Below are 13,083 nucleotides of genomic sequence, written 5' to 3'. Positions count from 1 at the left end.
ACAGCTGGAGTACTAGCAGGGGCGTTGCGGCAAACGGATTTCGCGGCTGCGGCGGCGGAGTTCGATGTGCCGGAACGAGTGCTGCTGGCGGTGGCCTATCAGGAGTCGGCGTGGGACGCGCATGCTGGCGAACACAGTGCCGGTGGCGGGTACGGGCCGATGCATCTGACGGACATGACACCATCCATGCTGGCCGGCGGGGACGCGGGTGCGGCGGGTCGGGCAGACCTGGCGAAGACGGCTGCGGATCCGGCCCTGCACACGCTGGAGGCGGCGGCACGGCTGACCGGGCTTTCGGAACAGCAGCTGCGCGCTGACGCAGCAGCGAACATCCGAGGTGGGGCGGCACTCTTGGCGTCGTACCAGAAGACGGTCGGTGAGGAGTCCTCGGCCGATCCGGGTCATTGGTACGCAGCCGTGGCGCGGTACAGTCAGTCGACCCAGCGGCAAGGCGCGCAGGCGTTCGCCGACCGCGTCTTCGGCACTCTGAAGAAGGGCGCCGGGCGCACCACGGCGGATGGGCAGCGCGTGGCACTGACGGCCGACCCCCAGGTCAGCCCGGCCACGGAGCAGTTGTCCCGGCTGCACTTGAAGTCGGCTGCGGCGGCGGACACCGAGTGCCCCACGACGGTGGACTGCACGTTCGTGCCGGCGGCAGCGTCCAATGGCCAGGTCTCCGACCGGCCGGCCAATGGCATAAGGATCGACTCGATCGTCATCCATGACACCGAGTCCTCGTACGCTTCGACCATCACCACCTTCCAGACCCCCGGCGGCGGTGCCGCACATTACGTGATGCGGTCCTCGGACGGCGCGGTGACGCAGATGGTGCCCACGAAGGACCTCGCCTTCCACGCGGGCAACTACTCGACGAACATGCACTCCGTGGGCATCGAGCACGAGGGGTACGCCGCGCATGGCGCGACCTGGTACACCGAGGTGCAGTACGAGGCGACCGCGGACCTGGTGAAATACCTGGCGGGGCGGTTCGGTATCCCACTGGACCGGCAGCACATCATCGGGCATGACAACGTTGTTGGCCCAACCTCGGGAACCGTGTCCGGAATGCACTGGGACCCGGGTCCGTCCTGGGACTGGGAGCACTTCATGGCCCTGATCGGCGCCCCGATCGCCGGGGAGCACGGAATCGGTGATGTCGGGTCGGCGGTGACCATCGCCCCCGGCTTCGCCGGCAACGAGCAGACCGTTCAGATCTGCCCCGCAGACGATCCGACCGGCGCCATCACGACGTGCACGCGCGGGGAGCAGCCGTCCAACTTCGTCTACCTGCGCACCGCCCCCAGCGACTCGGCGCCGCTGTTCGGCGACCAGGCAGTCCACCCCGGCGCCGCCGGCACCGACCGCATCAACGACTGGGGCAGCACCGCCGAGGCCGGCCAGCAGTTCGTTGTGGCTGACAAGAGCGGCGACTGGACCGCGATCTGGTACAGCGGCACCGAGGTCTGGTTCCACAACCCGGGCGGCGTCAACACGATCCCCGCCAACGGTACGACCATCGTCAAGGGCGGCCAGACCTCCGCCAGCCCGCCCGTCCAGGTCTACGGCTCCAGCTACCCCGACGCCGCCGAGTACCCCGTGGGTCTGTCACCTTCCACCCAGGCTGCGTTGAGCATGTACACCATCCCGTCGGGTCAGGCTTACGTCTCCACGGCGCCTGCCGCTCCCACCGACGACTACTTCAAGTCCAGCGGCACCGTCGTCATCGGCGGCAAGTCCATGTACACCATCCAGTACAACCACCGCACCGCCCTGGTCTACGAAGGCGACGTCACCGCCTCCACCGTCCCTGCCGGCACCGACCGCACAACCCGCGACTGATCCCAGACCACCCGCAGTGGTGTCCTCGGGAAATCGTCGTGCCGCTCGTGCGCTGAGCAGCGGGGAGATCCCCACGAACCGAAAGGGCTCGTGTCCGACCAAGGTCGGGCACGAGCCCTGCGCTTCTGCCAAGTGAATGCTATGTGTGGCCGATCAGGGTGTGGCTGTCCACTCCCCCGAGAGTGACCCTCGGGCCCGGACGTGGAAGCAGTGACGGAGGCTGTAGCCAGCGGGCAGGAGCCACGGTCATGCCGGGTGTTGGCGGAGAATCTCAGTTGCGCCCGCCCCGGGGCGCCACGCCGATCACCAGCTTGAGTTGCTCATCTGAATCGGCCGATGGCACCTTGCGGGTGATGGTCCCGGCGGAGTTCCGTACAGAGGGGTTGGGGAGTTCAGTGGAGGATGGGTCGTCATCGTTTTCTCTCGGTGCGGGGGTCTCGTACGAGGACTGCGATATTTACGTCAATGCGGACGACGGCTCACAGCTGACCGCGTGGCTGAAGGTCCGCCTCGGCGATGCTGACGATGCAGGGGAGCTGACCGTCGGCCCGGTGCGGGTCCACGGAACAGGCAACGGCTACGCCACCGCCGGCAGCGCCCATCCCTTCGACTTCCTCCAATGGGAAACCGTGTTGGAGTGCGAGGCCCCGCCAACGGCGGATGCCCACGAAGTAGTCGCCGCGATCACCGCAGTCCTCCAGACGCTGTGGCACCAGGGATACCTAGCCATAGCCGCTTGCGAATTCGAGGACGATCTTCCGACGAGCGGCGGCATCGCCCGCTACCCCGCGCCACCCAGGCGCGAGTCCCCCCGCCCCTGGGGGGACGGCTGGTGGAAAAGCCTTTTTCCCAAGAAGAAGAAGGGGAAGAAAGAGCCCGAGAAGTGAGCACGATCGGCCTCCGGGAACACCAGGCAGACACCCCGGCCCTTCACGTGCCCGGAACTGTGGCTTCCACCATAGCGAATGTGTTCTTGTCCTGGTGAGATCGCCGGATGCTCGGTTTCCTCCTCCGTCTCCTCCCGTTCTGGGTCCGCGAGCCCCTGCTCATCGCGGTCGGGTCCGTTCTCGGCGTACGCATCATGTATCTCGCCGTCCGGGATCACGACGGGGTCGCGGCCGGTCTCGGCGTGGCGTTCCTCGTGTTCACCGCGATACGCGTCTACGCGGTGATCCAGGCCCTGCGCGCACGCCGGAACCCGAGTCCGGCAGCCTCCGCAGACGGGCCGGCGGTCGATGCTGCCGCCCAACCCCAGCCCCAACCCCAGCCCCAGCCCCAGGCCCAGGCCGGAACCGGGCCGCGTCCCGGCCCGGACACTCCGGAGAAGGAGCCCAACGCGTGGGGCCAGGCCGTCGCGGCCGTGGCCGTGTTCGGGGCACTCGCGGCCGCGCTGTTGGTGGCCCCACGTTTCATGCCGTCCGACGACACCGCCTCGCAGCCCGCCTCGTGTTCGGACGGGGTACACGAGGAGTTGCCGAAGGCCTACAAGGACACGCCCCAGCCTGTGACCGGTGAAGAACTGTGCAAGGCGCTCAACCGGCCAGACCTGGCCAAGCTCCTTGGAACGCCTGGAGAGACCGCGACCACTGCTTCCGGCACCAGCAACACCGCTCCCCTGACTGATGGGAAGGTCGCCCAACCGGAGGCCGAGGTCACGTTCGACACGTACACCGTGAATGTCTCGGCCACCTACAACGAGCTGTCGACCGACCAGTACGTGAAGCTGATGAAGTTCGGGGATGAGAAGGACATCAAGACGCTTACGGTTCTCGGACGGCCCGCGGTCCTCTCCTCGGATCACACCATGAAGTTCGAGATCAATCTCGGGAGTGGCGGATCCGGCGGACCGGTCGAACAAGGTCCCCTAGCCAGGACGCTGTCCGTGGCCCTCGACCGTGATGACCGGGGCGGCTACTACGAGATCACCGTGTGGAGCACGTCCACGGCCCTCCCGGACGACAGCGTTCTCCTCGACATCGCTGAGAAGCTTCTTCCGACGATCCCCGAACGGCCTGTCCGATGAGACGCCGAGGACATTTCGGCGAAAGGATTGGTCCAGTCGCGCCGCCGGCGACGGCATCAGTCTTGTGACGGGATGCGTGCCGCGATCGCCTTGGCCCTGGATCCGGACCGCGGCACGCACACGCGCCTTCACCGTCGGCACTTTCAGCAGCCTTGCGCCGTGGCTGTTTCCCGCCCTGGAAGAGCTGATGGACGGCGCCACCGTCCACCAGGTCGTGGAACATGGTGACCGGCTCACGGAATCGGTCGGCGAAGGATCCCTCGACGCGGCCTTCGTTGCCGTCGCCAACCAGATGCGCCTTCCCGCCACCGTGAGCGCGGTCCCTGTCGGCAGCGACCGGCTGGCCGTCCTGACACCCGCCGGAGTGCCGGTCGGCAAAGGCCGGCGTTCCTTCGCCGGCCTCGACGTCGTCGCCTACACGTACGACATGTCCACCGGCATCATGCATGAACGGCTGTGCGAACTCGGCGCCAGGCCCCGCACGGCGGCCACCGCGGAGACCGCCGTGCGGATGGCCCGCCTCCTCAAATGCCCGGCCGTGTTGCCCCGCGGACTCGGGCGCGCCTACGCACAGGAGACGGACCGGCTGTCCCTCGCACCCCTGCCCGGCCACCTCACACTTTTCATGGTGTCCCGCCGTCCCCCCTCCCGGGAACTCGCAGCAGTGGTCAACCGGCTCCCCGGCCGCCTCGGACTACGACGCGCTTCGACAGCCAGTGACCCCAGCCGAGGATCCACCACTGGTACAGAATGAGCCGTCCGGGACCTGGGATTCCGCCGTTGGCGGTGACCGATTCTCGATTGCGGAACTGGTGAGGCGGACGCGGCGGAGGAGCGCTCAGGCCCCTGCCCAATGGTCGCGGATCCTCGGAGTGCGCCGAGGGCCGCTCGATCAGTACCAGTGGCCCGCGGCGGCGGTCTCGGTGACGAAGTCTCGAAAGCTCGCCGTCGGACAGCCGTGCACCGGATCCTGACCCGCCACGGCCTGCACCGCCTTGCCTGGCTCGACCGGCCCGGGACGGCACGCCGGCCGCCCGATCCGCGGGATGGGCTTCGGCTACGTCCACTCCGCCGTCGACGACCACTCGCGCCTGGCCTGCAGCGAGATCCACGCGGACGAGAAGGTCACGACCTGCGCGGCTTCCTCACCCACGCGGCCGCGTTCTTCCACACCCACGGCATCACCCACGTCGAGCGGGTCCTCAACCGACAACGCCTGGGCCTACCGCAAGGGCCTGGCCTGGAAACAGGCCCTTGCGAGAACTCGGCGCCATGGGAAAGCACACCCGCGCCTACCGGCCCCAGACCAACGGCAAAAGTCGAACGCTTCCACCGCACCCTGCTCGACGAAAGGGCCCGGACCGCAGCCCTCGACACCTTCCTCCACACCTACAACTACCATCGCTGCCACACCGCACTCGGAGGCCGGCAACCCATCAGCCGTGTGAACAACCCTGCGGGTCAATACACCTGGCCGATACGCCCGGGCGAGTGCCCCGGGCGCTGCTCCTCGCCCTGGAACAGGCACTCGATCAGGTAGTCGCCCGTGTCCTCGTCGATGGTCACGCCGTGGGTCTCGCTGTGGAAGCCGGGGAAGTGACGGTCGAAGGACTCCAGGGCGGCGAGATAGCGCAGCAGCGGGCCGTCGGGGGCGCCGATGGACTCGCCCGGCATCAGGACAGGGATGCCGGGCGGGGTGACCGTCACCATGGCGGCCGCCACCCGGCCCGCCGCCTCCGAGATCCGGACCCGCTCGGTGCCACCTCGCACCAGTCGCTGGTAACAGTGCTGAGGTGGCGCCACGGGCTGCGGGAGCTGCTGGAAGGCCGCGTCCAAAAGCTCCACCAGGCGCACCGAGCGCAGTTGCTCGTGCATCTCCTGGCACAGCCCGCGCAGGGTCAGGCCCGCGTACCGGCGGGGGTGCGCGGCGACGGCCTCCGGCAGGACGCGCTCCAGTGGGGCGTCGGCGTCGTAGAGGGCCTTGAAATCCGTCAGAGCGTCCAGCAGGGTGCCCCACTTGCCCTTGGTGATGCCCATGGAGAACAGGATCAGCGTGGTGTAACTGTCGGTCTTCTCCACCACGATCTTGCGGGTGGCCAGATAGGCGGTGAGCACCCGGGCCGGGATGCCCTCCTCGGCCATCTCGCCGGTGGCGCTGATCCCCGGACAGGTCAGCGTGACCTTGACGGGGTCCAGCATGCAGTGGCCCTCGGTCAGCCCGGGGAAGCCGTGCCAGTCGGCGCCGGGCTCCAGCAGCCAGCAGGACTGCTCGGTGCGCAGCAGCTCCGGCGCGGCTTCCTCGAACGGCAGCCGTTCGCCGTTCGCCGGGTCGGTGACCGTGTCCGGCTGCCACACCCCGAAGAACCACGGCGGCCGGTCCCCGGCGCTCTCGATCCGCCGTCGCAGGTGCACCATCTCCTGACGGAAGCGGATCGCCTCGGTCACCGCCTCGTCGATCAGCCACTCGCCCTGCGGGCCGTCCATCATCGCCGTCGCCACGTCGAGCGAGGCGATCATCGGGTAGAGGGGCGAGGTGGTGCCGTGCATCATCAGCGCCTCGTTGAACCGGTCATGCTCCACCGGCGCCCGCGGTGCGGGCCGCACGTGCACCATCGCGCTCTGCGACAGCGCCGCCAGCAGCTTGTGCGTGGACTGGGTGGCGAACACGGTCGGACGGTCCGGGCCGGGGAAGGCCTCCTCGTCCACCGACATGCCGTAACGGCCGGCGTAGAGCGGGTGGAAACGGGCGTACGCGAACCACGCCTCGTCGAAGTGCAACCGGGGCGTGCTGGCGGCGAACGCCCGAGCGGTGGGTACGGCGTCATAACTGAGACCGTCGTAGGTGGAGTTGGTGAACACCGCGTACTGCGGGTGCGGGGACACCGCGCCCTCGGTGAGCGGGTGCGCGGCGATCCGGGCCGCCACCGCGTCCGCGGCGATCTCGGCCGGGGGCAGCGGTCCCGCCAGGCCGTAGCCGTTGCGGGTGGGGACCAGGTAGACCGGCCGGGCGCCCGAGACGACCAAGCCGTGCAGCACGGACTTGTGGCAGTTGCGGTCCACCAGCGCGATCTCGTCGCGGGTGACGCTGAAATGGCCGACCAGGCGGTTGCATGTGGAGTCGCCGTGCAGCACGAAGTAGGTGAGGTCGGAGCCGAACACACGGGCCGCGTTGCGCTCCGCCTCGCCGATCGGGCCGGTGTGCTCGAACAGCGAGCCCAGTTCCTCCACCGAGATCGACAGGTCGCTGCGCAGCAGCCGCTCCCCGAAGTAGTCGTGGAAGGCGCGTCCCGCCGGCGACTTGAGGAAGGCGACACCGCCGGAGTGGGCCGGGGTGTGCCAGGAGTACTCGTGGGCGTCGTCGAAGCGGCGCAGCGCCCGGAAGAACGGCGGCAGCACGGATTCCCGGTAGGCGCGGGCGGCGGTGGTGATGCGGCCCGCGATGAAGCCCGGGGTGTCCTCCAGTGGCCAGACGTAGCCCACGACCGACTCGGACACCCACAGCGGCAGGTCCCGTACGCCCTCGTCGGCCATCACCAGGAAGACCGGCAGGTCCCGGAAACGGCGGCCGATCCGGCGCAGCACGGCGCCGCCGCCCGAGGTCCCGTCGAGGGTGCTGCCCGGCCGGGCGAGGGTGCCTCCCGGCGCGGCGAGCGCGGCGCCGGGCCCGTCACCGGCGGCCCTGGGAAGGTCCCAGGCCACCAGCGCAGCCGCGAGACCAGCCTCGGTGCGCAGTACCGCGTCCGCGTCCTCCGCCGTGACCGCCCACCGGACTTCGAAGCCGCCCGCCTCGATCGCGTCCCGGATCTTCCGCAGCTGCTGGGGCCCGGCGCCCTCGCCCCGAGGGTGTTCCGGTACCGCGACCAGGATCCTGCTGTCGGCCATGCGTTTCCAGCCCTCCACGCTCCACGGCGGCGCCCCTGGCCGCCCCGGCCAGTGTCCTGGCGGCGCACCGGGCAGAGCGGCGGCCGGGACGCAAACCACCGCTATGGCGGAAATCGCCGTTTCGAGGTTGACGCTCGCACACCGGACCCGCCACCGGGCACTGTCTTCCAGCCAGCCGCAACGCCGCATGCCTGCCATCGGGAACCCGAGAACGCCGCCGGCCCCGTCCAGGGCGCAGCCGTTTGAACCGCACACGCTTCCAGCCGTCGGCGTGCCCGGCACCGCGCCGGCCACCTACTCGCCGGCCCGCCGGGACCGCCGGGCGCAGGCCCGTCCGGTGCACCGTGCCCAGGCGGCGGTGCCCGGGAGGAGTACCCCCGGTGTCAGGCGGCAGGGCTGAGGACTCGACCCCAAAGGCGACACCCTCACCATCCCCGGCGGAATGATCACCTACCAGGTCGTCGTCCTTCGCACGTGATCAGGAGCCGGGGGCGTCGCCCTCCTCGTCGAAGCCAGCACGACACCCGGGGTCATCGCCAGCGCCAGCGCCAGCGACGAGCTGCGGCGAAGGCCCGTCCCAAGCCCAAGGCGCAAGCCAACTTCACCGACCCCTGCTCGCGGATCATGACGGCAGCGACGGCGCCGACATCCAGGCATACAACGCCCAGGCCGTCGTGGACGCCGACCACCAGGTCATCACCGCCGCCGACGTGACGACCAACGCGTCGGACGCGCGGAACTACACCACGATGCCCGACCAGTCCGCCGTGAACACCGGCGTCCACCCAAGCAGGCGCTGGTCGACGCCGGCTACTGCTCCGAGACCAGCCTTGAGTCCGCGAAGGGCCGCCAACGGGCCTGCGGCACCGACACCTTCATGGCCACCGGCCGCCTCGCCCACGACGAACAGGTCCCACCCGCACCACGCGGACGCGTCCCGGCGAGCGCCACCCTGAAGGAGCGCATGGCCCGCACACTGCGGACCAAACCCGGTAAAGCCGCCTACCGCCGCCGCAAGGCCGTCGTCGGACCCGTCTTCGGCCGGATCATGACCTGCCAGGACGGTCGCCGGCTCCCCCTGCACGGCGAGGACGGTGCCCGCGGCGAGTGGAGACTGCTGGCCGCCTGCCACAACCTCCGCAAGATCTTCCGACACGCCGGAACCATCGGGCTCGCTGCCCTGGCCAGCTGACCAGCCGGGCCCCCGGCCCCGCCACAGGCCCAGAAAGCAGGCCGCGCACCAGACGGACAGGATCCCAGCCACCGCCCCACAGGTGCCAGCGGCGCGACCGGGATCGATCCCCGTCGATCAGACAGCCGGCCGCCTGCCCATGACCGACCCACGCTCCTAGCCGAAGCGGCCCGCCACGTAGTCGGCGGTGCGCTCGTCCTTCGGGGAGCCGAAGATGGCGTCGGTCGGGCCGTGTTCGACGATGCCGCCCGGGGTGCCCTGCTCGGCGAGGAAGAAGGCGCACTGCTGGGAGACACGGTTGGCCTGCTGCATGTTGTGGGTGACGATCACGACGGTGACGTCGCTGGCCAACTCCTGGATGGTCTCCTCCACCCGGCGGGTGGAGGTGGGGTCGAGGGCGGAGCAGGGCTCGTCCATCAGCAGGACGCGGGGGCGCACGGCCAGTGCGCGGGCGATGCAGAGGCGCTGCTGCTGGCCGCCGGAGAGCGCGCCGCCGGGGCGGCGGAGGCGGTCACGGACCTCCTTCCAGAGGCCGGCGCGGGTGAGGCACTCCTCGACGAGGTCGTCCTTCGTACGGCGGGAGGCACGGGCCCCGGTGAGGCGCAGGCCGGCGACCACGTTGTCGTAGATGGACATCGCGGGGAAGGGATTCGGCTTCTGGAACACCATGCCGATGTTGCGGCGGGCGTCGGTGAGGCGGCGCCCGGGGGCGTAGATGTCCTCGCCGTCGAAGAGGACCTCGCCGGCGAGCTGGGCGGCGGGGATCAGCTCGTGCATACGGTTCAGGGTGCGCAGGAAGGTCGACTTGCCGCAGCCGGAGGGGCCGATGAGGGCGGTGACCTGGCCGGCGGGCATGGTGAGGCTGACGCGTTCCAGGACCTTGTGGGTGCCGAACCAGGCGGAGACGGCCCGGGCGTCCAGGGCGGCGGGAGCGGTGGTCACCAGGGGGAGGACTGCGGTGTCAGTGGTCATCGGCTTGGCCCTTAGAGGAGGTTGGGGAGGAGCTGGGTGGCCTGGCCCGCGACCTGGAGGCCGAGGACGGCGACGATCGGCGCGAAGACGATCCAGGTCTGGTGGCGGCCCCAGCGGTACCAGGCCCACACGGCACCGGCCGAGGCCAGCGCCAGCGCCTGGAGCCACATCACCAGCGGCCAGGGCACTCCGTCGCCACCCGCGAGGGGCTCCTCGGAGTCGGGCAGGGTACCGGACCGGATGGTGGCGGCCGGGGTCTGGGCGGGCGTACCGACCAGATCGGCGTCGACCCGCAGGATCCCCCGGGGAAGGTACGGAACACCGGTGGCCGTCACCAGGACCAGCCGGCCCTTCCCGGCGGCCACCGCGGCCGGGGCCGGGTCACCGGCACGGCGCAGGTCCAGGACGCGGTAACGGGCCTTGCCCTGGCCGGTGGTGACGCTGAAGGTGTCGCCGGTGTGCAGCCGGTCGAGGGCGCCGAAGGGTCCGCCGTACGCGGCCGCGCGGCCCATCAGTACGGTGGTGCCCGACTGACCCGGCATCGGGGTGTCCCGGCGGTGCCCGGGGCCGTCGGCCAGGACGGCCGAGTCGGTGCCCTCCAGAACGACCTGGTGGACGCCGAGCGCCGGAATGTCGATCAGCGCGACCGGCGTGCCGGGGGCGAGCAACTGTCCTTGCTGGTTGGTCTGGGCGACCGGGGCGGTGCCCTCGGCGAGGGTGGCGCGCAGGGAGTCGTGGGCGGCCTGCTGGGCGGCGCGCTGCTGGAGGCCGCTGAGCAGCAGGAGCTGGACGGTCAGGCCCAGCAACAGCGCGGCGAGGGTGAGCAGGGCACCCCGGGCGAGGTGCCGCGCGGCGGGGATCCGGGGGAGCTGGATCTGTACGGCGACCGTCACGGCGGCCGGCCTCCTTGGGAATACCTCGGGAAGTGGGAGGGCGGTGCCGGGGGCCGGCCGTCACTGCGGACGGCCGGCCCCCGACTCCGGTTGTGTCAGGTGGACTTGATGGTGAAGGTCTTGCCGGACTTGGCGTTGACCGTCGTCGAGCCCAGGTAGCGGGCGTGCAGCTTGTGCGTGCCCTTCTTGAGCTTCGGCAGGGTGATGGTGACCTTGCCGTGGCTCAGCGTGCCGGTCGCGATGACCTTCGTGCCCTCGTAGATCTTGACCTTGCCGGTCGGCGTGGTGCCGGTGGCGGTGACCTTGACGGTGACCTTGGCGTGCTTGGTGTGGCCGATGGTCTTCGGCGCCGAGCTGTTGACGCTCGCGGTGGCCTTGACGATCGTCAGCTTGGCGGTGGCCTTGGACGACTTGGTGTTGGCGTCACCGGCGTACGACACCGTCAGGGTGTGCGTGGCGACCTTGAGGGTCTTCGGCAGCGAGACCGAGGCCTTGCCGCTGCTGTCCACAGTGCCGGTGCCGAGGGTCTTGGTGCCCTCCTTGACGGTCACCTTGCCGGTCGGGACGGCCGAACCGGCGCTGGTGACGGTGACGGCGACCTTGGGGGTCTTGCCGTACGCGGTCTTGGGTGCCGAGGCCTTGGTGGTGCTGGTGCTCTGGACGGCGGCGACGGTGCCGGTCCAGGTGGCGGCGTCGCCGGCGCCGACCAGGTTGTCGGCGGTCAGCGAGACGCCGTACGAGCCGGGAGCCAGACCGGTGAAGGTGGTGGAGAGGGTGCCGGCGGCGACGTCCTTGTTGGCGACGACGCTGCCGTCGGGGCCCGTCAGGACCGCGCGGTAGTCGGTGACCGGGAGGCCGGCGCTGGTGGCGGCGGTCCAGGACAGGGCCAGGCTGCCGGCGGCCGGGGTGGCGGTGAGGGTGGGGGCGGTGGGCAGGTTGGTGACCGCGCCGTTCTCCAGGCCACCGAACTTGGCGTGCTTGGTGGGGTCGATCGACCCGTCGTACGACTCGTTGAGGAAGCCGAAGGCGGCGATGACGGCCCTGGAGGAGTCCGAGGCCAGTTCCGCCTTGTGGGTGCCGACGGTGACGAAGATGTCGTACAGCGAGTCGTCGTAGAAGACGCTGGTGGGGTCGATCGCCCGGCTTGGGACGACGTTGTAGACGTCGCGGCCGAAGGTGGCGTTGTTGTAGTAGGAGTCGACCGCGGTCACCTTGCCGCCGACGGTGGTGACGGGGGCGGTGTAGGTGCCCGCGGCGCCCGTCGGGTCCAGCTCGATGCCGGCCAGGTAGGCGCCGGCGGCGGCCGCGGTGCTGCTGTGGTCGGGGGCCACGCCGTTGAGCTGGGCGATCCAGCTGGCGGCCGAGAACGGCACCAGGGCGCCGGAGGCGGTCAGCGCGTCATTGGCCTGGTTCTCCTGGACGGTCGTGACGACGTCCGACTTGATGTCGGAGTCGGTGAGGCCGATGGCCCCGAGGAAGAACTTACGGGTGCCGGAGCCGGTCTGCGGGATGTACGGGTGGACGGTCTGGCCGTTCACCGTGGTGAGCGTGCCCGCGTAGATGTCGTGCAGCTGGGCGATCGTCAGGTTCTGCAGCGCGCTGCCCAGGACGGCCACGCCCACCGCGTCCCGGGCCATCGGGACATAGGTGAGGGCGGTGCCGGAGACGCTCGGGCCGCCGGAGGAGCGGCCGAAGTCGATCTGGCCGCCGACATTGACCCCGCCCGCGAGCGGGTACAGGCCGTTGGTGAGGGAGGAGCTGAGCGCGGTACGGCCCGCGCCGGAGCCGTTGGGGCGCAGGAAGGCGTTGCCTCCGCTGCGGGTGGTGATGGTGGAGGAGGTCGAGCCGGTGCCCGGCTCGACGGCGTCGTACGAGGCGACGCCGTTGCCGTTCGCCTTGACGGCGGTGGCGGCGTAGCTGGTGCCGTTGACGGTGTCACCGGCGAGGGCGTTGAGCACGTCCTGCGTGGTGTCGGAGCCCACGCCGACGAGGCTGCGGAAGGTGCCCGCAGGGGTCGGGTCGGCGGACGCCGGGCTCGCGAGAGCGATGCCGCTTGCGGTGGCAACGGCAACGGCGAGTATCGCTGCCGTAAGGCGGGTGGAGCGCATCAAGGTCTCCTGCTCGGGCTGCGTGTGTCGTGACGGGTGGTTGTGCGGTTGCGCCAGGTGGTGCCGGGTGGCGCCGTGCGGCGCCGGTCGTGCAGGGTGGTGCCAACCGTCCGCCCCGACTGCCTTTCGGGGCGGGCGGCCGTCCTCTTCCTTTACGCGCCCCTCGCACCGCTT

8 protein-coding genes and 2 pseudogenes are annotated in these 13,083 nt (G+C 70.3%); 6 read left to right on the top strand and 4 right to left on the bottom strand.

Going from position 1 to position 13,083, the window contains the following annotated elements; translation table 11 throughout:
• The first annotated feature begins 24 nt into the window (after positions 1 to 24).
• The 5 genes and pseudogenes from RWE79_RS38775 to RWE79_RS38755 all read left to right on the top strand — a co-directional run.
• On the top strand, positions 25 to 1,839 hold the full coding sequence (locus RWE79_RS38775; protein ID WP_475945386.1) for an N-acetylmuramoyl-L-alanine amidase: 1,815 nt from the start codon (positions 25 to 27) through the stop codon (positions 1,837 to 1,839).
• 353 nt (positions 1,840 to 2,192) lie between these two features.
• Positions 2,193 to 2,726 (top strand): hypothetical protein, encoded by a 534-nt coding sequence (locus RWE79_RS38770; protein ID WP_475945384.1) that lies wholly within the window; start codon positions 2,193 to 2,195, stop codon positions 2,724 to 2,726.
• A 107-nt stretch (positions 2,727 to 2,833) separates the two neighbouring features.
• Positions 2,834 to 3,862: a DUF6215 domain-containing protein gene (locus RWE79_RS38765; RefSeq protein ID WP_475945382.1), complete on the top strand. Its 1,029-nt coding sequence runs from the start codon at positions 2,834 to 2,836 to the stop codon at positions 3,860 to 3,862.
• Between the two features lie 64 nt (positions 3,863 to 3,926).
• Positions 3,927 to 4,616 carry a LysR family transcriptional regulator substrate-binding protein gene (locus tag RWE79_RS38760; protein WP_475945380.1) on the top strand — a complete coding sequence of 230 codons (690 nt, stop codon included), beginning with the start codon at positions 3,927 to 3,929 and terminating at the stop codon, positions 4,614 to 4,616.
• A 198-nt stretch (positions 4,617 to 4,814) separates the two neighbouring features.
• Positions 4,815 to 5,333, top strand: a pseudogene (locus RWE79_RS38755) (integrase core domain-containing protein); the annotation flags it as partial.
• Here the strand turns inward: RWE79_RS38755 and RWE79_RS38750 are convergent.
• The gene (locus tag RWE79_RS38750) at positions 5,324 to 7,744 is read right to left on the bottom strand and encodes an Orn/Lys/Arg family decarboxylase (RefSeq protein WP_475945378.1); all 2,421 of its coding nucleotides are present in this window, start codon (positions 7,742 to 7,744) and stop codon (positions 5,324 to 5,326) included. The pseudogene RWE79_RS38755 and the gene RWE79_RS38750 overlap by 10 nt on opposite strands.
• A 555-nt stretch (positions 7,745 to 8,299) precedes the next feature.
• Between RWE79_RS38750 and RWE79_RS38745 the strand changes: the two are divergent.
• Positions 8,300 to 8,936 (top strand): annotated as a pseudogene (locus RWE79_RS38745) (transposase); the annotation flags it as partial.
• A 156-nt stretch (positions 8,937 to 9,092) separates the two neighbouring features.
• On the opposite strand, the gene pstB reads toward RWE79_RS38745, so the two are convergent.
• The 3 genes from pstB to RWE79_RS38730 all read right to left on the bottom strand — a co-directional run bounded on the left by pstB (position 9,093) and on the right by RWE79_RS38730 (position 12,909).
• A complete protein-coding gene (gene pstB / locus RWE79_RS38740) occupies positions 9,093 to 9,908 on the bottom strand; it encodes a phosphate ABC transporter ATP-binding protein PstB (RefSeq protein WP_475945376.1) in 816 nt (271 codons plus the stop codon).
• Positions 9,909 to 9,919: 11 nt separating this feature from the next.
• Positions 9,920 to 10,801: a sortase gene (locus RWE79_RS38735; RefSeq protein WP_475945375.1), complete on the bottom strand. Its 882-nt coding sequence runs from the start codon at positions 10,799 to 10,801 to the stop codon at positions 9,920 to 9,922.
• Between the two features lie 95 nt (positions 10,802 to 10,896).
• The gene (locus RWE79_RS38730; protein WP_475945373.1) at positions 10,897 to 12,909 is read right to left on the bottom strand and encodes an Ig-like domain repeat protein; all 2,013 of its coding nucleotides are present in this window, start codon (positions 12,907 to 12,909) and stop codon (positions 10,897 to 10,899) included.
• Between the last annotated feature and the right edge of the window lie 174 nt (positions 12,910 to 13,083).

Source organism: Streptomyces sp. RLA131 (genome assembly GCF_056270125.1).
The sequence above is the reverse complement of the archived record's forward strand: the minus strand, read 5'-3'. Positions and strand labels throughout refer to the sequence as shown.